General features: G+C 76.0%; 23 protein-coding genes, 1 tRNA gene and 2 pseudogenes. 21 read left to right on the top strand and 5 right to left on the bottom strand.

Going from position 1 to position 25,482, the window contains the following annotated elements; translation table 11 throughout:
- Nucleotides 1-74: 74 nt before the first annotated feature.
- Nucleotides 75-929 (top strand): 16S rRNA (cytidine(1402)-2'-O)-methyltransferase, encoded by an 855-nt coding sequence (rsmI, locus tag GC089_RS14375; RefSeq protein ID WP_155378228.1) that lies wholly within the window; start codon nt 75-77, stop codon nt 927-929.
- Between the two features lie 70 nt (nt 930-999).
- Here rsmI and GC089_RS14370 read toward each other — a convergent pair whose 3' ends face one another.
- Complete coding sequence (locus GC089_RS14370) at nt 1,000-1,593, bottom strand: isochorismatase family protein (protein ID WP_155378227.1); 594 nt, start codon at nt 1,591-1,593, stop codon at nt 1,000-1,002.
- Nucleotides 1,594-1,742: 149 nt separating this feature from the next.
- Here GC089_RS14370 and GC089_RS14365 point away from each other — a divergent pair, with 149 nt between their 5' ends.
- From GC089_RS14365 to GC089_RS14295, 17 genes and pseudogenes are all read left to right on the top strand, one after another.
- The gene (locus GC089_RS14365; protein WP_155378226.1) at nt 1,743-3,029 is read left to right on the top strand and encodes a sorbosone dehydrogenase family protein; all 1,287 of its coding nucleotides are present in this window, start codon (nt 1,743-1,745) and stop codon (nt 3,027-3,029) included.
- A gap of 108 nt (nt 3,030-3,137) precedes the next feature.
- The gene (locus tag GC089_RS18500) at nt 3,138-3,305 is read left to right on the top strand and encodes a hypothetical protein (protein WP_196250714.1); all 168 of its coding nucleotides are present in this window, start codon (nt 3,138-3,140) and stop codon (nt 3,303-3,305) included.
- A 37-nt stretch (nt 3,306-3,342) separates the two neighbouring features.
- Nucleotides 3,343-4,470 (top strand): PH domain-containing protein, encoded by a 1,128-nt coding sequence (locus tag GC089_RS14360; protein ID WP_155378225.1) that lies wholly within the window; start codon nt 3,343-3,345, stop codon nt 4,468-4,470.
- Between the two features lie 9 nt (nt 4,471-4,479).
- The gene (gene metG, locus GC089_RS14355) at nt 4,480-6,273 is read left to right on the top strand and encodes a methionine--tRNA ligase (RefSeq protein ID WP_155378224.1); all 1,794 of its coding nucleotides are present in this window, start codon (nt 4,480-4,482) and stop codon (nt 6,271-6,273) included.
- A gap of 12 nt (nt 6,274-6,285) precedes the next feature.
- Nucleotides 6,286-7,217: pseudogene (locus GC089_RS14350) on the top strand (TatD family hydrolase).
- A 244-nt stretch (nt 7,218-7,461) separates the two neighbouring features.
- On the top strand, nt 7,462-8,664 hold the full coding sequence (locus GC089_RS14345; RefSeq protein ID WP_155378223.1) for a ubiquitin-like domain-containing protein: 1,203 nt from the start codon (nt 7,462-7,464) through the stop codon (nt 8,662-8,664).
- Between the two features lie 249 nt (nt 8,665-8,913).
- Nucleotides 8,914-10,296, top strand: coding sequence for a resuscitation-promoting factor (locus GC089_RS14340; RefSeq protein ID WP_155378222.1), 1,383 nt, complete (start codon nt 8,914-8,916; stop codon nt 10,294-10,296).
- Nucleotides 10,297-10,436: 140 nt separating this feature from the next.
- On the top strand, nt 10,437-11,393 hold the full coding sequence (gene rsmA / locus GC089_RS14335) for a 16S rRNA (adenine(1518)-N(6)/adenine(1519)-N(6))-dimethyltransferase RsmA (protein ID WP_155378221.1): 957 nt from the start codon (nt 10,437-10,439) through the stop codon (nt 11,391-11,393).
- Nucleotides 11,390-12,331: a 4-(cytidine 5'-diphospho)-2-C-methyl-D-erythritol kinase gene (locus tag GC089_RS14330; RefSeq protein WP_155378220.1), complete on the top strand. Its 942-nt coding sequence runs from the start codon at nt 11,390-11,392 to the stop codon at nt 12,329-12,331. Before rsmA ends, GC089_RS14330 begins: the two co-directional genes overlap by 4 nt.
- Before the next feature lie 3 nt (nt 12,332-12,334).
- Nucleotides 12,335-13,786 carry a sensor histidine kinase gene (locus GC089_RS14325; RefSeq protein ID WP_155378219.1) on the top strand — a complete coding sequence of 484 codons (1,452 nt, stop codon included), beginning with the start codon at nt 12,335-12,337 and terminating at the stop codon, nt 13,784-13,786.
- On the top strand, nt 13,779-14,438 hold the full coding sequence (locus GC089_RS14320; RefSeq protein ID WP_155378218.1) for a response regulator transcription factor: 660 nt from the start codon (nt 13,779-13,781) through the stop codon (nt 14,436-14,438). Before GC089_RS14325 ends, GC089_RS14320 begins: the two co-directional genes overlap by 8 nt.
- 145 nt (nt 14,439-14,583) lie before the next feature.
- Nucleotides 14,584-15,516 carry an ABC transporter ATP-binding protein gene (locus tag GC089_RS14315; protein ID WP_155378217.1) on the top strand — a complete coding sequence of 311 codons (933 nt, stop codon included), beginning with the start codon at nt 14,584-14,586 and terminating at the stop codon, nt 15,514-15,516.
- On the top strand, nt 15,513-16,634 hold the full coding sequence (locus GC089_RS14310) for an ABC transporter permease (RefSeq protein ID WP_155378216.1): 1,122 nt from the start codon (nt 15,513-15,515) through the stop codon (nt 16,632-16,634). The genes GC089_RS14315 and GC089_RS14310 overlap by 4 nt, the downstream gene beginning before the upstream one ends.
- 93 nt (nt 16,635-16,727) lie before the next feature.
- Nucleotides 16,728-17,204 (top strand): SRPBCC domain-containing protein, encoded by a 477-nt coding sequence (locus tag GC089_RS14305; protein WP_155378215.1) that lies wholly within the window; start codon nt 16,728-16,730, stop codon nt 17,202-17,204.
- A gap of 7 nt (nt 17,205-17,211) precedes the next feature.
- A pseudogene (locus GC089_RS20175) lies at nt 17,212-17,677 on the top strand (ATP-binding cassette domain-containing protein); the annotation flags it as partial.
- 116 nt (nt 17,678-17,793) lie between these two features.
- On the top strand, nt 17,794-19,002 hold the full coding sequence (locus tag GC089_RS14300; protein ID WP_370514117.1) for an ATP-binding cassette domain-containing protein: 1,209 nt from the start codon (nt 17,794-17,796) through the stop codon (nt 19,000-19,002).
- Nucleotides 18,999-19,358: a helix-turn-helix transcriptional regulator gene (locus GC089_RS14295; protein ID WP_230684832.1), complete on the top strand. Its 360-nt coding sequence runs from the start codon at nt 18,999-19,001 to the stop codon at nt 19,356-19,358. Before GC089_RS14300 ends, GC089_RS14295 begins: the two co-directional genes overlap by 4 nt.
- A gap of 22 nt (nt 19,359-19,380) precedes the next feature.
- Here the strand turns inward: GC089_RS14295 and GC089_RS14290 are convergent, their stop codons facing one another.
- From GC089_RS14290 to GC089_RS14280, 3 genes are read right to left on the bottom strand one after another with little or no spacing between them, the layout of a single operon-like run.
- Nucleotides 19,381-20,577, bottom strand: a complete 1,197-nt coding sequence (locus GC089_RS14290) for a CynX/NimT family MFS transporter (protein ID WP_230684831.1) — start codon at nt 20,575-20,577, stop codon at nt 19,381-19,383.
- A 31-nt stretch (nt 20,578-20,608) separates the two neighbouring features.
- Nucleotides 20,609-21,127 (bottom strand): MarR family winged helix-turn-helix transcriptional regulator, encoded by a 519-nt coding sequence (locus tag GC089_RS14285; RefSeq protein ID WP_155378213.1) that lies wholly within the window; start codon nt 21,125-21,127, stop codon nt 20,609-20,611.
- Between the two features lie 54 nt (nt 21,128-21,181).
- On the bottom strand, nt 21,182-21,805 hold the full coding sequence (locus GC089_RS14280) for a TetR/AcrR family transcriptional regulator (RefSeq protein ID WP_155379249.1): 624 nt from the start codon (nt 21,803-21,805) through the stop codon (nt 21,182-21,184).
- A 79-nt stretch (nt 21,806-21,884) separates the two neighbouring features.
- Here GC089_RS14280 and GC089_RS14275 point away from each other — a divergent pair.
- Nucleotides 21,885-21,956, top strand: a tRNA-Gln gene (locus GC089_RS14275).
- A 157-nt stretch (nt 21,957-22,113) separates the two neighbouring features.
- Here GC089_RS14275 and GC089_RS14270 read toward each other — a convergent pair.
- Nucleotides 22,114-22,269 carry a hypothetical protein gene (locus tag GC089_RS14270; RefSeq protein WP_155378212.1) on the bottom strand — a complete coding sequence of 52 codons (156 nt, stop codon included), beginning with the start codon at nt 22,267-22,269 and terminating at the stop codon, nt 22,114-22,116.
- A 257-nt stretch (nt 22,270-22,526) separates the two neighbouring features.
- Between GC089_RS14270 and glmU the strand changes: the two genes are divergently transcribed.
- Together glmU and GC089_RS14260 are read left to right on the top strand one after the other, a co-directional pair.
- Nucleotides 22,527-24,194, top strand: a complete 1,668-nt coding sequence (glmU, locus tag GC089_RS14265) for a bifunctional UDP-N-acetylglucosamine diphosphorylase/glucosamine-1-phosphate N-acetyltransferase GlmU (protein ID WP_155378211.1) — start codon at nt 22,527-22,529, stop codon at nt 24,192-24,194.
- Complete coding sequence (locus GC089_RS14260) at nt 24,191-25,174, top strand: ribose-phosphate diphosphokinase (RefSeq protein ID WP_155378210.1); 984 nt, start codon at nt 24,191-24,193, stop codon at nt 25,172-25,174. Before glmU ends, GC089_RS14260 begins: the two co-directional genes overlap by 4 nt.
- The last annotated feature ends 308 nt before the right edge of the window (nt 25,175-25,482 follow it).

The following is a 25,482-nucleotide window of genomic DNA, read 5'->3' as shown; positions in this document are numbered from 1 at the left end:
TAGAGGTCCTGCCGCCGAACGTGTGACGCCGGTCACCGTCCGGTGGACGGCCGGGCGGGTGCGAGGCTGGGGGCGTGAGCACCGACCACCCCACCGGCCTCCTGGTCCTGGCCGCCACCCCCATCGGGGACGCGGAGGACGCGTCCGCCCGGCTGCGCCGCCTGCTGGCCGAGGCCGACGTCGTCGCCGCCGAGGACACCCGCCGCACGCGCGCCCTCGCGGCGCGCCTCGGCGTGACGATCGGCGGCCGGCTGGTCAGCCACCACGAGCACAACGAGGGCGAGCGCGTCGCCGAGCTGCTCGACGTCGTCGCGGGCGGCGGGACCGTGCTCGTCGTGAGCGACGCCGGCATGCCGGCGGTGTCCGACCCGGGGTTCCGCGCCGTGCAGGCGGCCGTCGCCGCGGGGCTGCCCGTCACCGTCGCCCCCGGCCCCAGCGCGGTGCTCACCGCGCTCGCGCTGTCGGGGCTGCCGACCGACCGGTTCTGCTTCGAGGGCTTCCTGCCGCGCCGCCCGGGCGAGCGCGGCCGCGCGCTCGCCGCGCTCGCGGCGGAGCGGCGCACGCTCGTGCTGTTCGAGGCGCCGCACCGCGTGCCGGAGACGCTCGACGCGATGGTCGAGGCGTTCGGGGCGGACCGTCCGGGCGCCGTCTGCCGCGAGCTCACCAAGACGTACGAGGAGGTGCGCCGCGGACCGCTCGCGGAGCTGGCGGCGTGGGCCCGCGCCGGCGAGGTGCGCGGCGAGGTCGTCCTCGTCGTCGGCGGCGCCCCGGCCACCGGCCCCGCGGACGTGGCGGACCTCGTGCCCGAGGTGCTGGCCCGCGTCGACGGCGGCGAACGGCTCAAGCAGGCCGTCGCCGAGGTGGCGGAGGCCGCGGGCGTGGTGAAGCGGGACCTCTACGCGGCGGCGCTCGCGGCGCGAACGCGCTGACGACGCCCCCGCACGCGCTGACGACGCCCCGGCACGCGCCGAGGACGCCCCGGCGCGCGCGGGCGCGGGCTCAGAGCGAGGCGGAGTCGACGAGCTCCGCGCCCGCCTCGCGCATCGCGGCGCGCGCCGCCTCGCCCTGCTCGGGGGTGACCGGCACGGTGAGGTCGGTGAGCACGCGCGCGCCCAGCCCGAAGGCGAGGGCGTCGAGCGTCGTGGCGCACACGCAGTGGGACTCGGCGATGCCGACGACGTCGACGTCCGTGACGCCGGCCTCGCGCAGGATGGCGCCCAGCGCCCGCCCCTCGTGGTCGTGCCCCTCGAAGCCGGAGTACGCGGCGGCGTACTCGCCCTTCTTGACGCTCACGTCGGGGCGCAGGTCCGCGAGGGCCGGGTGCAGCTCGGCCTCGGGCGTGCCCACCACCGCGTGCGGGGGCCAGCTGTCCACGTAGTCCGGCGTGTCCGAGAAGTGCGCGCCCGGGTCGACGTGCCAGTCCTGGGTCGTGACGACGAGGTCGTACCGGGCCCGGTGCTCGGCCGCGTACGCGGCGATCCGGCCGGCGACGTCGTCCCCGCCCGCGACGGCGAGCGCGCCGCCCTCGCAGAACGTCGGCTGCACGTCCACCACCAGCAGGGCGCGTCGGCCCTGCGTCCGCTGCTCGGTCATGCGTCCATTCTGGGCGCGGCGCCGGGCCGCGTCCCGCGCTCGCCGCGTGGGTCCGGACACAGTGGGCGACCCCACACCCCCGTTGCGCGCGGGCGCGGTGGCGCGGACGCTGGGGACGGGACCCGGGCGGTGCGACGAGGAGGTGCCGGGTGGACGCTCGCAGCACGTGGTCGGCGCACCGCGCGGGCCGGGCCGGCGCGGACCCGCGCGGCCGGCGGCGCCGCGCGGCGCTCGTCGCTGCGGCCCTCGTCACGGGGCTCGTCGCCGCCGGTTGCACCGCGGACGGGCCGCAGGCACCGGGCGCGCCGACGACGACCGGCACGACGACACCCGGCACGACCACGTCCCCGGCGGCGACGCCGGCGCCCACGCCGACGTCGCCCGTGCGCGACGTGCCGACCGTCGCGGTCACCTCGGTCGAGGAGGTCGCCACGGGCCTGGACGCGCCGTGGGGACTGGCCCTGCTGCCGGACGGGCGCGCGGTCGTCACGCTGCGCGACCGCGCCCGCGTCGTCGTCGTGGGCACCGACGGTGCCGTGACCGAGGTGACGGGCCCGGGTGCGCAGGCCGTCGCCGACGCGACCGTGCCGCGCGGCGAGGGCGGCCTGCTCGGTGTCGCCGCCGTGCCCGGTGCGACGCCCGGTGGCCCGGTCGACCTCGTCCTCTACCTCACGGCGGCGCGCGACAACCGGGTGCTGCGGGCCACGCTCGACGGCACGACGCTCGGGCCCGCGCGCGTCCTGCTCGAGGGGATCCCGAAGGGCGCCAACCACAACGGGGGACGCGTCGCGTTCGGCCCCGACGGCGCCCTGTACGTGACGACCGGCGACACGTACGTCACGGAGCTCGCACCCGACCCGGCGAGCCTCGGCGGCAAGGTCCTGCGCCTGACACCCGACGGTGCGCCCGCACCGGGCAACCCCGACCCCGCCTCCCCGGTGTGGACCCGCGGGCACCGCAACGTCCAGGGCATCGGCTGGGCGCCGGACGGGCGCGTCTTCGCCGCGGAGTTCGGGCAGGACACGTGGGACGAGCTCAACGTGCTGCGCCCGGGCGCCGACCACGGCTGGCCGTCGGTCGAGGGCACGGGCGGCGCCGCGCAGGGCCTCGTCGACCCCGTCGCCCAGTGGTCGACGGACGAGGCGTCGCCGAGCGGGCTGGCCGTCACCGACGAGGGCGTCTACCTCGCCGGTCTGCGCGGACGCACGCTGTGGCGCGTCCCCCTGCGGCCGCTCCCGCCGGACGCGCTCGCCGACCCCGCGCGCGACCGCGAGGGCGTCGGCACGCCGCAGCCGCTCCTGGCCGGCGAGCTGGGCCGCCTGCGGGCGGTCGAGGCGGCCCCGGACGGCTCGCTGTGGGTGCTGACGAACAACACCGACGGTCGCGGGGACCCGCGTCCCGGTGACGACCGCCTGGTGCGCGTGCAGGTCGGCTGAGCACGGCCACCCGCAGGGACGCGCCGTCCGCGCCCGCGTGTCCGCCTCGCCCGGTTCGCCCCGATCGGTACTGTGTGCGCCGATCACGCGGACCCGGAGGGAGCGGTCATGCCGGCGAGGGCCAAGAGCATCGTCATGTGGGTGGTCGTCATCTTCCTCGTGTACGCGGTGGTGACGAACCCCGACCGGGCGGCCGACGTCGTCCGGTCGATCTGGGACTTCCTGTGGGGCGCCATCCAGGGGTTCGGCGAGTTCTTCCGCAACCTCGCCGAGTAGCGGGACGTGACGGCACGGCCCTGGGGGAGGTGACGGCGTGGGTGCGGACCGCGCGACGCGGATCGTCCTGGCGCACCGGCTGCTGCGCCGGTACGTCCTCCCGGGGGAGCGCGTCGTGCTCGCGACCCGGCGCCACTGGGCGAAGCTGCTCGAGCCGGCGCTGACCGCGCTCGCGGTCCTGGTGCTCGTCGCGTGGCTGACGGTGCTGCTCCAGCCGGCGCTCGGCGACCGCGCGCTGTGGCTGTGGTGGCTGTGGCTCGCGGCCCTCGCGCGGCTCGGCTGGCTCGTGCTCGTGTGGCGGGTCGAGTGGTTCGTCGCCACCGACAAGCGGATGCTGCTGCTCACCGGGCTGGTGACGCACCAGATCGGCATGATGCCGCTGATGAAGGTCACGGACATGCGGTACTCGCGGTCCGTGCTGGGCCAGCTGCTGGGGTACGGGCAGTTCCTGCTCGAGTCGGCCGGCCAGGACCAGGCGCTGCGCAGCATCGACTGGGTCGCGCGTCCGGACGCGACGTACCGCGACCTGTGCGCGCTGATCTTCACGCCGGTCGACGGGCCCCGCCGGGACGGCGAGGACGGGCCGGTGCGGCCGGCCGCCGCGGGCCTCCCGCTCCCGACGACCTGGCCTCCGACGACCTGGCCTCCGACGACCTGGCCTGCGACGACCTGGCCCTCGACGACCGGACCCACCACGACGGCACCCACCACGACGGGGTCGCGCCCGCCCGCCCTGCCGCCCGCGCGCGTGCCGCGGCCCGCGGGCGCACCCGGTCCCGGTGAGGCCGACACGCAGCCCGTCCCGACCGGCCCGGCCCCGGGCCGCCGCGGACGCGGACACCGGTGCACCGCCCGTGCCCTCCGCCGTGCCGCCCGCCGACGCGGCGCTGCCGCCCACGCTCGCCGAGGCGGCGGCGTCCCCGCTGGTGGTCGAGGCCGAGGCCATCGCCGGCGAGGACGCGCTGCGCGCCGCGCAGGAGGACGCCGACGAGCGTGCCTGGGACGTCTCCGAGCCGACGGCCACGTTCGTGCGCCTCGGGCCGCGCGCGAGGGGCCGGGGGCGGCCGGAGGGGTCCGGGCCGACGTCGTCCACGACCCCGCCGCCCCGCCGTCCGCCGGTCCGGACGCCGGAAAGGGCGCGGGGCAGGGCAGCGGCCCCGCCTAGGATCGGCGCATGTCCCGCATCCTGTCGGCCGTCGCGTGGCCCTACGCCAACGGCCCCCGTCACATCGGTCATGTCGCCGGGTTCGGCGTCCCCTCGGACGTGTTCAGCCGGTACATGCGCATGGCGGGGCACGACGTCCTCATGGTGTCGGGCACGGACGAGCACGGGACGCCGATCCTCGTGCAGGCCGACAAGGAGGGCGTGAGCGCCCAGGAGCTCGCCGACCGCTACAACCGCGTCATCGTCGAGGACCTCACGCAGCTCGGCCTGTCGTACGACCTGTTCACGCGCACCACGACGCGCAACCACTACGCGGTCGTGCAGGAGATGTTCCGCACGGTCCACAAGAACGGGTACATGGTCGAGCAGCGCACGATGGGCGCGGTCAGCCCGTCGACCGGCCGCACCCTGCCCGACCGGTACATCGAGGGCACGTGCCCGATCTGCGGGTACGACGGCGCGCGCGGCGACCAGTGCGACAACTGCGGCAACCAGCTCGACGCCATCGAGCTGAGGAACCCGCGCAGCCGCATCAACGGCGAGACGCCGAAGTTCGTCGAGTCCGAGCACTTCTTCCTCGACCTGCCGGCGTTCGTCGACGCGCTCGGCGACTGGCTCCGCACGCGGACCAACTGGCGGCCCAACGTCCTGAAGTTCTCGCTCAACCTGCTCGACGACGTGCGCCCGCGCGCCATGACGCGGGACATCGACTGGGGCATCCCCGTGCCGCTGGACGGCTGGGAGCAGAACCCGAACAAGCGCCTGTACGTGTGGTTCGACGCCGTGATCGGGTACCTGTCGGCGTCGATCGAGTGGGCGCGCCGCAGCGGCGACCCGGACGCCTGGCGCGGGTGGTGGAACGACCCGTCGGCCCTGTCGTACTACTTCATGGGCAAGGACAACATCACGTTCCACAGCCAGATCTGGCCGGCCGAGCTGCTCGGCTACGACGGCAAGGGCGCGAAGGGCGGCGAGCCGGGACCGTACGGCTCGCTCAACCTGCCGACCGAGGTGGTCTCCAGCGAGTTCCTCAACGTCGAGGGCAAGCAGTTCTCGTCCTCGCGCGGGGTCGTCATCTACGTGCGCGACATGCTCGCGCGCTACCAGCCGGACGCGCTGCGGTACTACATCTCGGTCGCGGGCCCGGAGACGCAGGACGTCGACTTCACGTGGCAGGAGTTCAAGCGCCGCACGAACGACGAGCTCGTCGCCGGCTGGGGCAACCTGGTCAACCGCACCGCGAGCATGGTGCACAAGAACTTCGGCGCGATCCCCGAGCCGGGGCCGCGGCAGCCGGTCGACGAGGCGCTGCTCGCCGAGGTCACGACCGCGTTCGGCCGCGTCGGCGAGCTCGTCGGGACGCACCGGCAGCGGGCGGCGCTCGGCGAGGCGATGCGCGTCGTCGGCGAGGCGAACCGGTACGTCTCCGAGACCGAGCCGTGGAAGCTCAAGGAGGACCCGGAGCGCCTCGCGACCGTGCTGCACACGACGACGCAGGCCGTGAGCGACCTCAACACGCTGCTCGCGCCGTTCCTGCCGTTCGCGGCGCAGCAGGTGCACGAGACCCTCGGCGGCACGGGCACGTTCTCGCCGTCGCCGCGCATCGACGAGGTGACGGACCTCGACGACGAGTCCCGGCACTACCCGGTCATCACGGGCGACTACCGCCTCGGCGAGACCGTCGCCGCCTGGGAGCCGCGCGCGGTCGTGCCCGGCACGCCGATCGGGAAGCCGACGCCGGTGTTCACCAAGCTCGACGACGCGATCGTCGAGGAGGAGCTCGACCGCCTGCGCAAGGCCTGACGGGCACGGCTGATGGCACGCAAGCAGCGGGAGCGGGGCTGGCCCCCGCTCCCGACCCGCTGCCGCTGCCCGTCGTCGACGACCACACCCACCTGGAGTCGGTCGTCGACTGGCGGGCCGACGGCTGGGACCCCGCGGACCCCGACGTGCACCCCGACCTGGCCGCGCACCTGGAGCGCGCGGCGCAGGTCGGGGTGACGCGGATGGTGCAGGTCGGCTGCGACCTGGACGCGCTCGCGTGGACGGACGCGGTGGTGCGCGCGCACGACGCGCTGCTCGGCGCCGTCGCGATCCACCCCAACGAGGCCGTCCTGCACGCGGGCGTCCGCGAGGTGGCGCCGGACGGGCTCGACCCGGACCCGCAGCCGCGCCACGACGTCCCGCTGGACGAGGCGCTCGCCCGGGTGGCGGCCGTGGCCCGGGACAACCCGCGCGTACGGGCGGTCGGCGAGACGGGTCTCGACTTCTTCCGGGCCGGGGACGCCGGGCGCGCGGTGCAGCGGGAGGCGTTCCGCGCGCACGTGGCCCTCGCCAAGGAGCTCGGGCTCGCGCTGCAGATCCACGACCGCGACGCGCACGAGGACGTCGTCGACGTGCTGCTGTGCGACGGCGCGCCCGAGCGCACCGTCTTCCACTGCTTCTCCGGCGACGCCGCCCTGGCGGAGGTCGCCGCACGGCACGGCTGGTTCTGCTCGTTCGCCGGGCCCGTCTCCTTCCCCGCGAACGAGGACCTGCGCGCCGCGCTGCGCGTGCTGCCGCCCGAGCTGGTGCTCGTGGAGACCGACGCGCCCTACCTCACCGTCCACCCGTTCCGCGGCCGGCCGAACGCGCCCTACCTGCTGCCGGGCACGGTGCGCACGGTCGCCGAGGTCACGGGCCGGCAGCTCGCGGACGTGTGCGCCCAGGTCTCGGTCGCGGCGGAGCGGGTCTACGGGCCCTGGTGAGCGCTGCGCCCGTGCGCGTGCGGCCCGACCCCGGGCCCTCCGGGCGGGCGGACGGGTGGCCGGAGGCCGGTCGGGCGGTGGTCGTCGGGTCACGGATCGGTTACGGTCGTGGGCGGCGTCGCGCCGGACGGCCGTCAAGGTGGTCGGCGACGGTGCCGATGAGACAGGTGCCGACGAGACACCAGCACGACCCGACCACGCACGACCCAGGGCACGCGACCCTCCCGCCGACCCGAAGGACACCGTGACCGGTCCCGACCGCTCCCGCCGCCGTGGCGACGGCACCGCGCCGCGCCCGCACCGGTTCTCGCACGTCGCCGCGCAGGCGGGCGTGCTGGCCCTCGTCGTGGGCGGCACGACCGCGTTCGCCGGGCTGCACAAGGACGTCACGGTGGACGTGGACGGGCGCGAGGTGGCCGTGCAGGCGTTCGGGCGCACGGTCGGCGACGTGCTCGCCGCGGCGGAGATCGAGGTGGGGGAGCGGGACCTGGTCGCGCCGTCCCTCGACGCCCCGGTGGGCCGCAGCGGTCAGGTCGTCGTCCGGCACGGGCGCGAGATCGACGTCGAGGTCGACGGCGAGCAGCGGACCGTGTGGACCACGGCGCTCACGGTCGGCGAGGCGGTGGACGCGCTGGGCCTGCGGGACGGCGTGCGGCTGTCCGCGTCCCGGTCTGCCGAGGTCGGGCGCGACGTGCTGCGGGTGTCGACGCAGAAGACGGTCCACCTCGTGGTGGACGGCCAGGTCATCGACGGCGTCAGCAGCGGCGCGACGGTCCGCGACGCGCTGCGCGACATCGGGCTCGTCCTCGAGGAGGGCGACCACGTGTCCGTGCCGCTCGACGCGGCGGCGGTCGACGGGCTCGTGGTGCTCGTGACCCGTGCGGCGAGCTCGGGCGAGACGGTGACGGAGACGGTCCCGTTCGCCGTGCAGGAGGTCGAGGACCCGTCGCTCGTGACGGGTACCCGCAAGGTCCAGACGGCGGGGCGGGCGGGCCAGCGCGTGACGACGTACGCGCTCGACGTCGTCGGCGGTGCCGTCGTGGGGCGCACCCCGGTCGCGTCGGTCGTGACCGTGCCGCCCGTCGACCAGGTGATCAAGGTGGGCACCGCCCCGCTGCCGGACCCGTCCGAGGTGGCGGTCGAGCCGGGCACGGCCCAGGCGATCGCGAAGGAGATGGTGGCGCAGCGCGGCTGGGGTGACGACCAGTTCGCGTGCCTGCTCAAGCTGTGGCAGAAGGAGAGCGGCTGGCGCGTCGACGCCGACAACCCGACCTCCAGCGCCTACGGGATCCCGCAGGCCCTGCCGGGCTCGAAGATGGCCAGCGCGGGTGCGGACTGGCGCACCAACCCGGCGACCCAGATCACCTGGGGGCTGGGCTACATCGCGGGCCGGTACGGCACGCCGTGCGCCGCGTGGGCGCACTCCCAGGCCAAGAACTGGTACTGACCCACGCCGGGGCGCGCACGTGACGTGCGCCTCAGGGGGTTGGCACCGGGGTCACAATTCCGTTACGGTCGCGTGTCGCGTTTGACCGGCGGTGCCCTCAGGGCGGGCCGCCGACGTGACCGAGCGGCCGCACCGGTGGTCGCCTGACGGCCGGATCGGGGATCCGGGCCGGTGGGGTCGTGACCCGCCCGTGCTGCCCAGGCGCACGGACGTGCGCGCCCACCGGGCGCCTGCGGCGCACCGCTCCCCGTGCCCGGGCACGACGACGGCTGGAGCACCGTGCAGTTCTCGACCCGCTTCCTCGGTCCGACCTCGCGCAGCGCGCAGGAGTCCGCCCCCACCGCGGCGGTCACCGCCCCCGACCCCGGACCGGAGCAGGGTCCGACGGCCCGTTCCGCCACCACGGCGCCCACCCCGGTCGTCGCGGACGAGGCCGGCGACGACCGGCCCACCGCCACCACCACCGCCACCGCGGGAGCCCCGCGCCGCCGGCGCTGGCTCGTCGTCACGGGTGCGGCCGCCGCGCTCGTCGTCGGTGCCGGCACCGCCGGGTACGCCCACGCCCACAAGAGCGTCCTGCTCGACGTCGACGGCACGACCCGTGAGGTGTCGACGTTCGCCGGCTCCGTCGAGGGCCTGCTCGAGGACCAGGACGTGACGGTCGGCCCGCGCGACACCGTCTCGGCATCCGGCGCGCTCACCGACGGCCTCGAGGTCGTCGTCCGGCACGCCACCTCGGTGACCGTGCAGCTGGACGGCGAGGAGCAGGTCGTGTGGACGACCGCGCTGTCCGCCGAGGAGGCGCTCGAGACGCTCGAGTCCCGCGCGGCGAGCGTCGCGCTCGTCGCGTCGCGCTCGGCCGCGGACGGCCGTCCCGAGCTGGACCTCGACCTGGCCCTGCGCGGCCCGGCCGAGGTGCACGTCGACGGCACCGTGCTCACCGTGCCGGACGCCGACGCCACGGTGGCCGACGTGCTCGCCGAGCTCGGCGTCACGCTCACGCCGCTCGACCGCGTGCAGGTCGTGCGCGGCGACGACGGCCGCGTGGACGTGCTCGTCCGGCGCGTCGTCGTGCAGGACGTGACGACGACGCACGAGGTGCCGTTCACGTCCCGCACGCAGGAGGACCCGGCCCGCTACACCGGCGAGCGCGCCGTGGCCCAGGCCGGCGTGCCGGGCGTGCGCACGGTCGTCGAGCGCGTGACCACGGTCGACGGCGTCGAGGAGGCCCGCGTCCCCGTCTCGGACGGCGTCACGCAGGCGCCCGTCGAGGAGGTCGTCGCGGTCGGCACGAAGGCGCGGCCCGCGCCGAAGCCCGCCGCCCGTCCCGCGGCCCCCGCCGCGAGCGCCGCGAGCGCCGCGCCCGGCCCGATCGCGGCCGGCGGCAGCGCCGACTCGCTCAACTGGGCCGCGCTGGCGAAGTGCGAGTCCGGCGGCCGCGTCGACGCCGTGTCGTCGACCGGCAAGTACCACGGCCTGTACCAGTTCTCCGTCGCCACCTGGCAGTCGGTCGGCGGTGCCGGACTGCCGTCGCAGGCGTCCGCGGAGGAGCAGACGGCGCGCGCCAAGATGCTCTACAACCGCTCGGGCGCCGGGCAGTGGCCGCACTGCGGCAAGAACCTGTTCAGCTGACGCCCCCGCGTCCCGCCGCGGCCCCGTCCCCGTTCCCGGGGGCGGGGCCGCGGTGCGTCGGCGCCCCGACGGGCACCGACCGAGGGCCGGCCGCCCGCCCCCGGTCGGGGCCGGCCGGTGCGCTCGTTAGGCTCGGTCCCGTGCCAGCCGACGTCGCGCTCCTCGGGCCCGCCGAGATCCGGGCCCTCGCCGAGCGCGCCGGTGTGCGCCCGACCAAGACCCTCGGGCAGAACTTCGTGCTCGACGCGGGCACCGTCCGCAAGATCGTGCGGCAGGCGGACGTGCGCCCGGGCGAGCGTGTCGTCGAGGTCGGTCCCGGCCTGGGCTCGCTCACGCTCGGGCTGCTCGAGGCCGGTGCGGACGTGGTCGCGGTCGAGATCGACCCGGTGCTCGCCGGCCTGCTGCCCTCGACCGTGGCCGCGCACATGCCGGGGCTCACGGTCGGGCCCGTGCGGGACGACGGCACCGTGCGCGAGGTCCGCCTCACCGACGCCGACGGCCGCGACCGGCTGACCGTGCTGACCGCCGACGCGCTCGACGTGACCACGCTGCCCGCGCCCGCGCCGACCGCGCTCGTGGCGAACCTGCCCTACAACGTCTCGGTGCCGGTGCTGCTCACGTTCCTCGAGCGCTTCGACGCGCTCGAGCGCGCCCTCGTCATGGTGCAGGCCGAGGTCGCCGACCGGCTCGCCGCGCCGCCGGGCAGCCGCACGTACGGGGTGCCGTCGGTGAAGGCCGCCTGGTACGCCGCTGCCCGGCGCACGGCGACCGTGGGACGCGCGGTGTTCTGGCCCGTGCCGAACGTGGACTCGGCGCTCGTCCGGCTCGACCGGCGGGAGCCGCCGACCACCACCGTCGCACGCCGGGACGTCTTCGCCGTCGTCGACGCGGCGTTCGCGCAGCGGCGCAAGATGCTGCGCTCGGCGCTCGCCGGCCTCGCGGGCTCGTCCGCCGCGGCCGAGCAGGCGCTGCGCGCCGCGGGCCTGGACCCGCAGGCCCGCGGCGAGCAGCTCGACGTCACCGCGTTCGCCCGCGTGGCCGAGGCGCTCGCCGCCGAGCGGCCGGTCGTGGGGCGACCTGGCACAGTGGCACCGTGACGGTGAGCGGCGTGGACGACCTGCCCGAGCGCGCGGTGCGCGTGCGCGCGCCCGGGAAGGTGAACCTCTCCCTGCGCGTGGGCCCGCTCGGCGCGGACGGCTACCACCCGGTCTCGACGGTCTTCCAGGCGGTGAGCGTCTACGAGGAGGTCGTCGCCCGTCCGGCGGAGGACTTCCGGGTCAGCGCCGAGGGGCCGCAGGCGGGTGCCGTCCCCACCGACGAGTCCAACCTCGCCCTGCGTGCCGCGCGCGCGGTGGCGGCGCACGCCGGTGTCGACGACGCCGCGCACCTGCACCTCGTCAAGGGCGTGCCCGTCGCCGGCGGCATGGCCGGCGGCTCCGCCGACGCCGCCGCGGCGCTGCTCGCGTGCGACCAGCTGTGGGGCACGGGCCTGTCGCGGGACGAGCTCGTGGCGATCGCCGCCGAGCTCGGCTCCGACGTGCCGTTCGCGCTGGTCGGCCACACCGCCGTCGGGACCGGCCGCGGCCACCTGCTCACGCCCGCGCTGAGCCGGGGCGAGTTCCACTGGGCGTTCGCGGTGCAGGACCGCGGCCTGCCCACGGCCGACGTCTACCGCGAGCTCGACGAGCTGCGCGGTCCCGCCGCCGGTCCGCTGACGGACGAGGACGACGTGCCGCTCATGCAGGCGCTGCTGGCCGGCGACGCCGCCGCGCTCGGGGCCGCGCTGCACAACGACCTGGAGCCGGCCGCCCTCGAGCTCGACCCGGGCCTCGCCGAGCCGCTCGCGGTGGCGACCGACGCGGGTGCGCTCGGCGTCGTCGTCTCGGGCTCCGGACCCACCGTGGCGGCGCTCGCGCGCAGCCGCCAGCACGCGCTCGCGATCGCGGCCGCCTTCACCGCCTCGGGGGTGGCCGACCGGGTCCTCACGGCGTCCGGACCGGTGCCCGGCGCCCGCGTCGTCGGGGCGGGTGACTGACGGGTGGTCGTGGTCCCCGCCGGCACCCGGGTGCCGGGCACGCCGACGCACGCCGTCGCGGCGGCGCAGGACCCCGACACCCCGGGCTGGCACCGCCGTCCGCCGACGGACGACGAGCTGCGCTGGGACGTCGTGCTCGGCGTGGCGCTGTTCGTCGGGGCGATCCTCAGCTCGGTCATGTGGCGCGTCACGGGGCTGGTGCCCGACCCGGCCGCGGGCTGGCTGTCCGTGCTGCTGCTGGCGCTGCAGACGCTGCCGCTGACGGTCCGCCGCCGGTGGCCGAGCGCCGTGGCGGTCGCGGTGGGTGCGGCGTTCATCGTCGCCCAGTACCTGCTGGTCCCCGAGCAGCTCTTCAGCAACATCGCGCTGTTCATGGCGCTGTACACGGTCGGTGCGTGGGAGCGGTCGCGCGCCCGCGCGTTCTGGGTGCGCGCCGTGGTCGTCGTCGCGATGTTCACGTGGCTGCTCGTGTCGATCTTCCTCGCGGCGACCGACCCGGACGAGGACCTGGGCCTGGACCGCGCCGGCGCGTTCTCGCCCTTCGTCGCGTACATGCTCATCCAGCTGCTCACGAACCTGCTGTACTTCGCGGGCTCCTGGTGGTTCGGGGAGCACGCGTGGACGTCGGCGCGCGAGCGCGAGCGGACCGCGTGGCGCACGCGGCTGCTGCAGGTCGAGCGCGTGCGCGCCGAGGCGCAGGCGGTCGCGCTCGAGCGGCTGCGCATCGCCCGCGAGCTGCACGACGCGGTCGCGCACCACGTGTCGCTCATGGGCGTGCAGGCGGCCGCCGCCCGGACGGTGCTCGGCACGGACCCCGCGCGCGCCGCGGCCGCGCTGGGGCACGTCGAGGAGTCGGCCCGCGACGCGGTCGCCGAGCTGCAGGGCCTGCTGGGCACGCTGCGCGAGGGGGCGGCCGCGGTCGCGGGCGAGCCGGTGCCGGCCAGCGCGCCGTCCGAGGCCCTCGCCTCGCTCGACGTCGCCCGGCTGCCCGAGCTGGTCGAGCAGGCGCGCGCGGCGGGTCTGCACGTGACGTACCAGGAGGTCGGGGACGCGGCGCGGCTGTCACCGCTGACGTCGCTCAACCTCTACCGCATCGCGCAGGAGGCGCTGACGAACGCGCGCAAGCACGCCGGGCAGGGTGCGCGCGTGGACGTGCGGCTGCGCTGGCTCCCGGGCGAGGTGGAGCTCGAGGTGTCCGACGACGGCGGGACCGGCCGCCGCTCGGGCGTCGTGCCGTCGACCGGGATGGGTCTGGTGGGCATGCGGGAACGCGTCGCGTCCGACGGCGGGACGCTCGAGGTGGGGCGTCTGCGGCGCGGCGGCTTCCTCGTGCGGGTGCGCGTGCCGGTCGCCGGGTCCGACGGCGCCCCGGTGGCCGGCACGGAGGCGGGTGGCACAGGGGCGGGCGTGGCGGCGGGTACGACGACGACGGGACGGGTGACGGGTGATGGGTGAGCGCGTGCGGGTCGTGCTCGTGGACGACCAGGCGCTGCTGCGCGCCGGCATCGGGACGATCCTCTCGGCCCACCCGGACCTGGAGGTCGTCGGCGAGGCGAGCACCGGGACCGAGGCGCTCGAGGTCGTCCGGGCGACGCGTCCGGACGTGGTGTGCATGGACGTGCAGATGCCGGACATGGACGGGCTGGAGGCGACGCGGCGCATCGTCGCCGACCCGGACGTGCACGCGGCGGTGGTCGTGCTGACGACGTTCAACCGGGAGGACTACCTGCTCGAGGCGCTGCGTGCCGGTGCGGTCGGCTACCTGCTGAAGACGTCGCGGCCGGAGCAGCTGCACGAGGCGGTGCTCAGCGCCGCCGCGGGGGAGGGCCTGCTGGCGCCCGAGGTCACGCGCGCGGTCATCGCCCGAGCGGTGGACGCGCGGCCGCCCGCACCGGCGACGTCCGCGCCCCTCGTCCCGCTGACCGAGCGGGAGACCGAGGTCCTCGTGCTCGTCGCCCGCGGCCTGAACAACGACGAGATCGCGGCCGAGCTCGTCGTGAGCCGGGCGACCGTCAAGACCCACGTCTCGAACGTGCTCGCCAAGCTCGGCCTGCGCGACCGCGTCCAGGCGGTCGTGTACGCGCACGAGCACGGCCTCGTGGGCTGAGCCGCACCCTCCTCACGCGTCCCGGCTCCGTCCCGGGGACGAGCCGCAGGATCGGCCGCGGGCCCGAGGCCCGCGCACCCCCTCGCCGCCTAGGTTCGACACCAGGTGGTCCGGCACGGCGCCGGACGGGCGAGGAGGGATGGCGATGCTCGAGCTGCAGGGCGTGAGCAGGTCGTTCGGGGACCGGCGCGTGCTCGACGACGTGAGCTTCACGGTGGGTCGTGGCCGGCTCACCGGGTTCGTGGGCGGCAACGGCGCCGGCAAGACGACGACGATGCGGATCATCCTCGGCGTCCTGGCGGCGCACGCGGGCACGGTCCTGATGGACGGCCGGCCGCTCGACGGTGCGCGCCGGGCGCGGTTCGGGTACATGCCGGAGGAGCGCGGGCTCTACCCGAAGATGAAGCTGGCCGAGCAGCTGACGTACCTGGCGCGGCTGCACGGGTTCGACAAGGCGTCCGCGGCGGACCGCGCGCACGACCTGATCGACCGGCTGGGCCTGACCGAGCGCGCCGACGACCCGGTCGAGAACCTCTCGCTGGGCAACCAGCAGCGCGCCCAGGTCGCGGCGGCCCTCGTGCACGACCCCGAGGTCCTGGTGCTGGACGAGCCGTTCAGCGGGCTCGACCCGATGGCGGTCGAGGTCGTGCAGGGCGTCCTCGCCGAGCGTGCCGCCAGCGGCGTCCCGGTGCTGTTCTCCTCGCACCAGCTGGACGTCGTGGAGCGCCTGTGCGACGACCTCGTCATCATCGCCGGCGGCCGCATCCGCGCCGCGGGCTCCCGCGAGGAGCTGCGGCAGGCCCACGCCAGCGAGCGGCACGAGATCGTCGTCGCCGGCGACATGGGCTGGCTGCGCGACGAGCCCGGCGTCCGCGTCGACGAGCTCGCCGCCGGGTCGGCGGTGTTCGAGGCGGACGAGGTCACGGCGCAGCGCGTGCTGCGCGAGGCGCTGAGCCGGGGCCCGGTGCACTCGTTCGCGCCGCTGCGCCCCTCCCTCGCGGAGATCTTCCGTGAGGTCATCACCGACGAGGAGCCGGCGGACGCCGGCCGCACGCAGGACATGGAGGCCGTCCGATGAGCACGCCCAGGTCGCACCCCGCCCCGCAGTCGCCGTCGCTCGGGCGCGCGACCCTGCTGGTCGCCGAGCGCGAGATCACGTCGCAGGTGCGCTCGAAGTCGTTCCTCATCTCGACGGCCGTGCTGCTCGTCGCGATCCTCGCCGGCATCGTCATCAGCGGGCTGATGAGCGACCGCGAGCCGGGCGCGACGCCGGTCGCCGTCGTCGCGTCGGTCGCCGACGTCGTCGCGGGCGCCGAGCGGCTCGAGGTCACGGAGGTGACGGACCGGGCGGCGGCCGAGGAGGCCGTCCGCGCGGGTGACGTCGACGCGGCGGTCGTCCCGGGTGCGGAGCCGCTCGGGGTCCAGGTGCTCGCGCTCGACTCCGCGCCGGACGCGGTGGTCCAGGCGCTGACGGTCACGCCGGAGGTGGAGCTGCTGGACCCGGCCCCCGCCGACGAGGGCCTGCGCTACATCATCACGTTCGCGTTCGGCCTGGTGTTCATGACGTCCGTCATCGGCTCGGGCTCGATGATCGCGCAGAACACGGTGACGGAGAAGCAGTCCCGCATCGTCGAGATCCTGCTGTCCGCCGTGCCGGCCCGGGCCCTGCTCGCGGGCAAGATCCTCGGCAACTCGGCGGTGGCGCTCGGGCAGACGGCGGCGATCGCGGCGGTGGCCGTGCTGGGCCTCGTGGTCACGGGGCAGGACGACGTGCTCACCCTCATCGGGATGCCGCTGGCGTGGTTCGTCGTCTTCTTCGCGATCGGGTTCGTCCTGCTGGCGGGCATCTTCGCGGCGAGCGCGTCGCTCGTCTCCCGGGTCGAGGACACCGGGTCGGTCCTGCAGCCGGCGATCTGGCTGACGATGGTGCCGTACTTCCTCGTGGTGTTCTTCAACGACAACGAGCTGGTGCTGCGGATCATGTCGTACGTGCCGTTCACGGCGCCGGTGGGCATGCCGGTGCGCCTCTTCCTCAACGAGGCGTCCTGGTGGGAGCCGCTCGTCGCGCTCGTGGTCCTCGTCGCGGCGACGGCCGCGATCACCGCGCTCGCGGCACGGGTGTACGAGCGGTCGGTGCTGCGCATGGGCGGTCGCGTCGCGGTCCGCGAGGCGCTGGCCCGCTCGGTCGACGCCTGACCTCTTGACCGCGCTCGACGGCCGGGCCAATACTTAAGCGAACGCCTAAGTATTGGCCCGGCCGTCCGCGTCGGGCCGGACCAGGAGGACGCGATGACCGGTACGACGCAGACCCGCCCCCGTTCCGTCGCCCACGCGACGTTCGTCGTCGAGCGCACGTTCGACGCGCCCGTCGCGCGCGTGTGGCAGGCGTTCGCCGACCTCGAGCAGAAGCGCGCCTGGTTCGGCGCGGGCGACGGCTGGGAGAAGACGGAGGAGAGCGACGACTTCCGGGTCGGCGGCACGGCCGTGGACGAGGGCGCGTTCCACGGCGGGCCCGTCAGCCGCTACGTCGCGACCTACACCGACGTCGTCGAGCACGAGCGGTTCGTCCTCACGTACGACATGTGGCTCGACGGCCACCACATCTCCACCTCCGTCGCGACGTACGAGCTCGAGGCCGACGGCGACCGCACGCACCTGCGGTACACCGAGCAGGGCGTCCACCTGGACGGGCACGACACGGCCGAGGGACGCGAGGAGGGGACGCGAGGCATCTTCGACGCGCTGGCGGTGCACCTGGGAGGATGAGCCCACGATGGCTCATCTGCTCGGCGCGGACCGCGTCCGCCTCACGCTCGGCACCCGCACCCTCCTCGACGGCGTCAGCCTCGGGGTCGACGACGGCCAGCGCATCGGGGTCGTCGGCCCCAACGGCGCCGGCAAGTCGACCCTGCTGCGGGTCCTCTCGGGGCGCCAGAGCCCCGACGACGGGCGCGTGACACGTGCGGGCGGCACGCGGGTCGCCCTGCTCGACCAGCGCGACGACCTGGGTTCCGGCACGGTGCTGCAGGCCGTGCACGGCACCGCCGACGCGCACGAGTGGGCGTCGGACCCGCGCATCCGCTCGGTGCACGCGGGGCTGCTCGCGGACGTCGACCCGGGGGCCGACCTGGCCACGCTCTCCGGCGGGCAGCGCCGCCGCGTCGCGCTGGCGGCGCTGCTCGTGCGCGACGACGAGGTCCTCGTGCTCGACGAGCCGACGAACCACCTCGACGTCGAGGGGGTCGCGTGGCTCGCCGCGCACCTGCGCGAGCGGTACGCGCGCGGCTCCGGTGCGCTCGTCGTCGTCACGCACGACCGGTGGTTCCTCGACGCGGTCTGCACGCGCACGTGGGAGGTGCACGACGGCGTCGTGGACCAGTACGAGGGCGGGTACGCCGCGTACGTCCTGGCGCGCGCCGAGCGCGCGCAGCAGGCCGCCACCGCGGAGACGAAGCGGCAGAACCTGCTGCGCAAGGAGCTCGCGTGGCTGCGCCGCGGCGCACCCGCGCGCACGTCGAAGCCCCGGTTCCGGCTCGACGCGGCCGCGGCGCTCATCGCCGACGAGCCGCCCCCGCGCGACTCGCTCGAGCTGGCCCGCACCGCCACGGCCCGGCTCGGCAAGGACGTGCTCGACCTCGAGGACGTCACGTACGCGCTGCCCGACGGCCGGGTGCTGCTCGACCACGTCACGTGGCGGCTCGGCCCGGGCGACCGGTACGGCGTCGTCGGCGTCAACGGCGCGGGCAAGTCCACGCTCCTGCGTCTGCTGACCGGCCGCGCCGAGCCGACGTCCGGCCGCGTCAAGCGGGGCAAGACGGTGCAGGTCGCCGAGCTGCGCCAGGACGTCGAGGACCTGGACGAGGTCGCCGACCTGCGGGTGACCGAGGCGGTCGAGCGCGAGCGCCGCACCACCGTCGTCGGCGGCAAGGAGCTCACCGCCGCGCAGCTCGTCGAGCGGCTCGGGTTCAGCCGCGAGCGCGCCCGCACCCCGGTGCGCGACCTGTCGGGCGGCGAGCGCCGCCGACTGCAGCTGCTGCGCCTGCTCGTCGGCGAGCCGAACGTGCTCCTGCTCGACGAGCCGACCAACGACCTCGACACCGACACGCTCGCGGCCGTCGAGGACCTGCTCGACGGCTGGCCGGGCACGCTGGTCGTCGTCTCGCACGACCGCTACCTGCTCGAGCGCGTCTGCGACCGGCAGGTGGCGCTGCTCGGGGACGGGCAGGTGCGGGACCTGCCGGGCGGCGTGGAGGAGTACCTCGAGCGGCGTGCCGCGGCGCTCGCGGGGGACGGCGGCGACGCGCGGCCGACCGCGGAGCCGGCGGCGGACGCGTCGTCCGGCCCGTCCGCCGCCGACGTGCGCGCCGCGCGCAAGGAGGTGACGCGCATCGAGCGGCGCCTCGAGCGCATCGCCGCGCTCGAGGCCGACCTGCACGACCGGATGGCCGCCCAGGCGACCGACCACCAGGCCGTGCTCGCGCTCGACGCGGAGCTGCGCGCCCTCGCCGCCGAGCGCGAGGAGCTCGAGGCGGCGTGGCTGGAGGCCGCCGAGGTCGTGGGGTGAGCCCCGTGCGGGCCGACGCCGGGGACGGCGCGAACGACCCCGGGCGCGACCTCGACCGGCTGTTCGCGGCGCTGTCCGACGGCACGCGCCGCGCCCTCGTCGAACGGCTCGCCCAGGGTCCCGCGTCCGTGAGCACGCTCGCCGAGCCCCTGCCCATGTCCCTGCCGGCGGTCACCCAGCACCTCGGCGTGCTCGAGCAGGCGGGCGTGGTCACCTCGGCGAAGACGGGGCGGGTGCGCACGTACCAGCTCGTGCCGGACGCGGTCCGTCCCGCGCTGCGCTGGCTGGACCGGCACCGCCTGCCCGCCGAGCAGCGGCTCGACCGGCTCGCCGCCCTGCTCGAGCCGCCCGACTGACGTCTCCCGCGGCGGCACGGGCTCAGCCGCGGCGCAGCGCCCCGACGGCGGTCGTGTGCGCCACGGCCATCATGGTCAGCAGGCCCGCGACGACGAGCAGCGGCGCCGCCCAGCCGCCCGTGGCGTCGTGCACGGCCCCGAGCGCACTCGGGGTGACGGCGGCCACGGAGTAGCCGACGGTCTGCACGGTCGCGGACATGCGCCGCGCCGCGGCGGGGGAGCCCGCGACCGTGGCGACGACCGTGAACACGACGACGAAGTTCGCGGCCTGCGCCAGCCCCGCGAGCGTCGACCACGCGGCCCAGCCGGCGGGTGCGAGCAGGAGGCCCAGCGGCAGGCTCAGCCAGCACGCGGCGATCGTGACGACGACGGCGCGCGGTGCGACCCGCTCGCGCGCCAGCAGCGGCGGGACGACGAGACTGCCGACGACGCCGAGCACCTGGAACAGCGCCGCCCCCACGCCCGCGCCCGCCCGGGTCAGGCCGGCCTCGTCGCGCAGCACGGACGGCAGCCACGCCGTCAGGCCCATGTACCCGGCGGACTGCCCCGCGAACGCCACGACGAGCAGCCACGTGACGGGGCGGCGCAGCACGGAGGGGACGGGTGCGGACGCGGCGGTCACCGGTACGGAGGCGTCGGGCACGGCCTCGTCGGCGACCGGCACCCGGGGCTCGCGCGCCGCGGGGGCCGACGCGCGCAGGTGCACGCGCGTCCACACGGCGAGCGCGACGACGACGAGCAGGCCCCAGGCGGCCAGCGCCCAGCGCCACCCCACGAGCGCCGCCAGCGGGGCCGTGCCGAGCGTCGTGAGCGCGGCGCCCCCGTTCATCACCGCGGAGTACAGGCCCATGACGCGCGGGACCCGGGTCGGGAAGTCGCGTCCGATGACGAGCGGCACCCCGACGTTGCACACGGTGATCGCCGCGCCGAGCACGACCGTGCCGGCGAAGGCACCGGCCGTCCCGCCGAACGAGCGCAGCAGCGTGCCGGCGAGGATCGCGAGCAGCGCCGCGGCCAGCATGCGCGTCGTGCCGGCGCGGGAGAGGGCGACCGCGGCGAGCGGGGTCACGGCCGCGAAGCACAGCACGGGCACGCCCGTGAGCAGCCCCGCGGCGGCCGGGGTCAGCGCGAGGTCGCCGCTCACGAGGTCGACGACCGGCGCGAGCGCCGTGATGGGTCCGCGCATGTTCAGCGCGACGAGCAGCAGCGCGGCGAGCACCGCCCGCCGGCGGCGTGCCGCGCCCGGGAGGTCACGAGCGGTCGAAGAGCGTGAGCACGTCCCGCAGCAGGTCCGCCAGCCGGTCCCGGTCGGCCTCGGGCAGGTCGCCGATCAGGTCGCGCTCCACGTCGAGCAGGTCGGCGAAGGCCTCGTCCACGCGCCGCAGGCCTGCGGGCGTGAGCTGCACCAGCACCCCGCGCCGGTCGTCGGGCGACGGCTGGCGCTCGACCAGGCCCTGCTCGGCGAGCCGGTCGATGCGGTTGGTCATCGTCCCGCTCGTCACGAGCGTCTGCGTGAGCAGCGCGCCGGGGGACAGGCGGTAGGGCGCGCCTGCGCGGCGCAGGGCCGCGAGCACGTCGAACTCCCACGTCTCGAGCCCGTGCCGGGCGAACGCGCCGCGGCGGGCGAGGTCGAGGTGGCGCGCGAGGCGGCTGACGCGCGAGAGCACCGTGAGGGGTCGCACGTCGAGGTCGGGCCGCTCCCGCTCCCACGCGAGCACGATGCGGTCGACCTCGTCCTGGGGCGCGCGGCCAAGGTCGGTCTCGGCCATGGACGAAGGGTAGTCGCCGCGGCGGCGTGCCCGTGCCGGGGCGCGGGGGCCGACCTACGGTCGCGCGGCGGCGCGCACGTCGGTGGGCTTCGTGAGCGACGGCCGCCGCTCGAGGCCGGACAGGCCGTTCCAGGCGAGGTTCACCAGGTGCGCCGCGACGTCGGCCTTCTTGGGGCTGCGCGCGTCGAGCCACCACTGCCCGGTCAGGGCCACCATCCCGACGAGCATCTGCGCGTAGATCGGGGCGGTCCGCCGGTCGAGGCCCTGCTTGGTGAACTGGTCGGCGAGCAGGTGCTCCACCTGCGTCGCGACGTCGCCGATGAGGCTGGAGAACGTGCCCGTGGCCTGCGCGACGGGGGAGTCGCGCACGAGGATGCGGAAGCCGTCCTCGGACGTCTCGATGTACGACAGCAGCGCGAGCGCGGTGCGCTCGACCAGCACCTTGGGGTGCCCGCCGCCCTCCAGAGCGCCGGTGAGCGCCCCCGTCAGGGCCTGGATCTCCCGGTCCACGACGACGGCGTAGACGCCCTCCTTGCCGCCGAAGTGCTCGTACACCACCGGCTTGGACACCTCGGCGCGAGCCGCGATCTCCTCGACGCTCGTGTTGTCGAAGCCCTTCTCGGCGAAGAGCTTGCGCGAGACGTCCAGCAGCTGGGCCCGGCGCTGCACCCCCGTCATCCGCGAGCGGGGGCTGCGCTTGCTCTCCGAGGCCATGGCGCCCATTGTGCCGTGCGGCACTGGCAGACTGGGCGGCCGGTCCGCCCTGGTGTAACGGCAGCACGCAGGCCTTTGGAGCCTCGCGGTCCAGGTTCGAATCCTGGGGGCGGAGCCCGGACGGCCGTCGCGAGCGGCACGCCGCGTGGACGCGCGGTGACCACGACGACCTGCCCGGACCCGACCCGTCCTGACGCCACCTCGTCCGCCGGGTCCCGTCGGTCCGTCCCGCCCGCCGCGCGCCCACACGACCCGCCCGCACGACCCGCCCGTCAGGCGTCGGTGCGGCAGCCGCAGACCTCCGCTCCGCGGCACGACGGCTCGTGCCGCCGGTGCCCGGCGGGCGGCCCACCGGCGGCCGACGCCAGGACCAGGACCGCGGCGGCGGCGACCGCCGCGACGACGGCGAGGGCGAGCAGCGTGAGCATGGCCACAGGCTCGTGCGGGGGACCGTCCGCCGGGGAGTGGCAGACGTGCCAACGGGCGCAGTGATCCTGCCGTCGTCAGCCGCGTCGGTGCAGCGTGCGGGCTCCTCGGGGGCGGCGACCGCGCCCACGCGGTCGCCCCACGGGCCCGGCGGCGTCCTGCGCGGCAGCCGCCGGAGCGCCCCGCGCGCGGCGGTAGAGTCCCAGTGACGCACGACGACCCGGCCCGTTCCCGGGCACGACGCGAGGAGCACCCACTGGTGGACGTCCCCCGCCCCGCAGCCGTCATCGTCCTCGCAGCGGGTGAGGGCACACGGATGCGCTCGGCAACACCGAAGGTCCTGCACACGCTCGCCGGCCGCTCCATGGTGGGCCACGCGCTCGCCACGGCGCGGGCCCTCGAGCCCGAGCGGGTCGCCGTGGTCGTCCGGCACGAGCGCGAGCGCGTCGCCGCGCACGTGCTCGAGGTCGACCCCGGGGCGCTGCTCGTGGACCAGGACGACGTGCCGGGCACCGGCCGCGCGGTCCAGGTCGCGATGACGGCGCTCGACGCCGCCGCGCAGGCGGCCGTCGCGCAGGTCGCGGGGGAGGCCGCGGACGCGGACGGCGGGTCCGCCGCCGACTCGGTGCTCGACGGCGCCGTCGTCGTCGTCGCGGGCGACGTGCCGCTGCTGGACGCCGGCACGCTCGGCGAGCTGCTCGCGGCGCACGCCGCCGACGGCAACGCCGTCACGGTGCTGACCACCGAGGTCGCCGAGCCCACGGGCTACGGCCGCATCCTGCGCGAGCCGGGCACGGGCGACGTGCTCGGCATCGTCGAGGAGAAGGACGCCGACGACGAGCAGCGCGCGATCACCGAGATCAACACCTCGGTGTACGTGTTCGACGCCGCCGTGCTGCGGGCCGCGCTCGCGCGCCTGGGCCGCGACAACGCGCAGGGCGAGGTCTACCTGACGGACGTGCTCGCGATCGCGCGGGCCGACGGCGGCCACGTGCGCGCACTGCGCACGGACGACGCGATGAGCGTCGAGGGCGTCAACGACCGCGTGCAGCTCGCGGTGCTGCGCGCCGAGCTGAACCGCCGCCTGCTCGAGGACTGGATGCGCGCGGGCGTGACGGTCGTGGACCCCAGCACCACGTGGGTCGACGTCGACGTCGAGCTCGAGCGCGACGTGACCCTGCTGCCCAACACGCAGCTGCACGGCGCGACGCGCGTCGCCGAGGGCGCCACGGTCGGCCCCGACACCACGCTCACCGACGTCGAGGTGGGCCCGGGCGCGACCGTCGTGCGCACGCACGGCTCGCACGCGGTCATCGGCGAGGGGGCGACGGTCGGTCCGTTCGCCTACCTGCGGCCGGGCACGGAGCTCGGTGCCGGCGGCAAGATCGGCACCTTCGTCGAGACGAAGAACGCGCAGATCGGCACGGGGTCGAAGATCCCGCACCTGTCCTACGTGGGCGACGCGACGATCGGCGAGCACTCGAACATCGGGGCCGCGTCCGTGACCGTCAACTACGACGGCGTGAACAAGCACCGCACGGTGATCGGCTCCTACGCCCGGACGGGCTCGGACAACATGTTCGTCGCGCCGGTGGTCGTGGGCGACGGCGCCTACACGGGCGCCGGGACCGTGGTCCGGCGCGACGTGCCGCCGGGCGCGCTCGCCGTCAGCGCCGGCTCGCAGCGCAACATCGAGGGCTGGGTGCAGCGCTCGCGTGCCGGGACCCCGGCGGCGGAGGCCGCCGCCCGGGCACGCGGGACGCTGGACGTCGGGGCGCTGTCCCCGCAGGCGCGCGCCGAGCGCGAGCGCGCGGCCGCGGCGGGTACGCCCGTCACGCCGCCGCCGGACCTGCCGGGGCAGCCCGCCCGGCTCGCGGACGACGCTGCGACGGGCAGCACGACGACGGACGAGGGAACGACGCGATGACCGGGATCACCACCACGGACGGCGAGAAGCGCCTGGTCCTCGCGTCCGGGCGCGCGCACCCCGAGCTCGCGCAGGACGTCGCCGAGCACCTCGGCGTCGAGCTCCTGCCGACCACGGCCTACGACTTCGCCAACGGCGAGATCTACGTCCGGTTCGGGGAGTCCGTCCGCGGTGCGGACGCGTTCGTCCTGCAGTCGCACTGCGCGCCGATCAACCAGTGGATCATGGAGCAGCTGCTCATGGTCGACGCGATGAAGCGCGCCTCGGCGAAGACGATCACCGTGATCGCGCCGTTCTACGGCTACGCCCGGCAGGACAAGAAGCACCGCGGCCGCGAGCCGATCTCGGCCCGCCTCATGGCGGACCTGTTCCTGACGGCCGGCGCCGACCGGATCATGAGCGTCGACCTGCACGCCGCGCAGACCCAGGGCTTCTTCGACGGGCCGGTCGACCACCTGTGGGCGCAGCCGATCCTCGTCGAGTACGTGCGCACCCGCGTCGACACGTCGAACGTCACCGTCGTCTCGCCGGACGCCGGCCGCATCCGCGTCGCCGAGCAGTGGGCGGCGAAGCTCGGGGGCGGCCCGCTGGCGTTCGTGCACAAGACGCGGGACATCCACAGCCCCAACAAGGCGGTCGCGAACCGCGTCGTGGGCGACGTCGAGGGGCGCTCCTGCGTCATCGTCGACGACCTCATCGACACGGCGGGCACCATCGCCGGCGCGGTCCGGGTCGTGCTCGAGGCGGGCGCGAAGGACGTCATCGTGGCGGCGACCCACGGCGTGCTCTCGGACCCCGCGATCGAGCGGCTGCAGTCGTGCGGCGCGCGCGAGGTGATCATCACGGACACGCTGCCCGTCGCGGAGGAGCGCCGCTTCCCGCAGCTCACGGTGCTGTCGATCGCGCCGCTGCTGGCGCGCGCCATCCGCGAGGTCTTCGACGACGGCTCCGTGACCTCCCTGTTCGACGGCAACGCCTGACCGCCGTCCCCGACGCGGGCCCCACGACGCCCCGGCACCACCGGTCCTCGGACCGCGGGTGCCGGGGCGTCGCGCGTCCGGCCCGGCCCGTGTCCTGCGCACCCGGTCGGGCCGGGTAGACTCCTCAGGTTGCCTCGGCGAGGGACGACGGACGGTCGGCGGAAGCACCACTCCCGCAACGGCCCCCGGCTCCGTGATCGACTGGGTGGACCCGCCTCCGCGTGCCCGTCCTGCGTCCCGCGTCGAGGCCACCGGGCCCCGTGCCCGATCCGGCCGGCTCCGCCGGCCCCCAGTCCGTCCGCCCGTAC

This window comes from Cellulomonas sp. JZ18 (assembly GCF_009720485.1).
GTDB lineage: Bacteria > Actinomycetota > Actinomycetes > Actinomycetales > Cellulomonadaceae > Cellulomonas.
The sequence above is the reverse complement of the archived record's forward strand: the minus strand, read 5'-3'. Positions and strand labels throughout refer to the sequence as shown.

Coding starts and splice junctions, on each gene's coding strand:
- metG (WP_155378224.1), top strand. CDS start 4,480: ATGTCCCGCATCCTGTCGGCCGTCGCGTGGCCCTACGCCAACGGCCCC.
- GC089_RS14315 (WP_155378217.1), top strand. CDS start 14,584: ATGCTCGAGCTGCAGGGCGTGAGCAGGTCGTTCGGGGACCGGCGCGTG.
- GC089_RS14370 (WP_155378227.1), bottom strand. CDS start 1,593: ATGACCGAGCAGCGGACGCAGGGCCGACGCGCCCTGCTGGTGGTGGAC.
- GC089_RS14260 (WP_155378210.1), top strand. CDS start 24,191: ATGACCGGGATCACCACCACGGACGGCGAGAAGCGCCTGGTCCTCGCG.
- GC089_RS14280 (WP_155379249.1), bottom strand. CDS start 21,805: ATGACGGGGGTGCAGCGCCGGGCCCAGCTGCTGGACGTCTCGCGCAAG.
- GC089_RS14320 (WP_155378218.1), top strand. CDS start 13,779: ATGGGTGAGCGCGTGCGGGTCGTGCTCGTGGACGACCAGGCGCTGCTG.
- GC089_RS14310 (WP_155378216.1), top strand. CDS start 15,513: ATGAGCACGCCCAGGTCGCACCCCGCCCCGCAGTCGCCGTCGCTCGGG.
- GC089_RS18500 (WP_196250714.1), top strand. CDS start 3,138: ATGCCGGCGAGGGCCAAGAGCATCGTCATGTGGGTGGTCGTCATCTTC.
- GC089_RS14305 (WP_155378215.1), top strand. CDS start 16,728: ATGACCGGTACGACGCAGACCCGCCCCCGTTCCGTCGCCCACGCGACG.
- GC089_RS14285 (WP_155378213.1), bottom strand. CDS start 21,127: ATGGCCGAGACCGACCTTGGCCGCGCGCCCCAGGACGAGGTCGACCGC.
- GC089_RS14270 (WP_155378212.1), bottom strand. CDS start 22,269: ATGCTCACGCTGCTCGCCCTCGCCGTCGTCGCGGCGGTCGCCGCCGCC.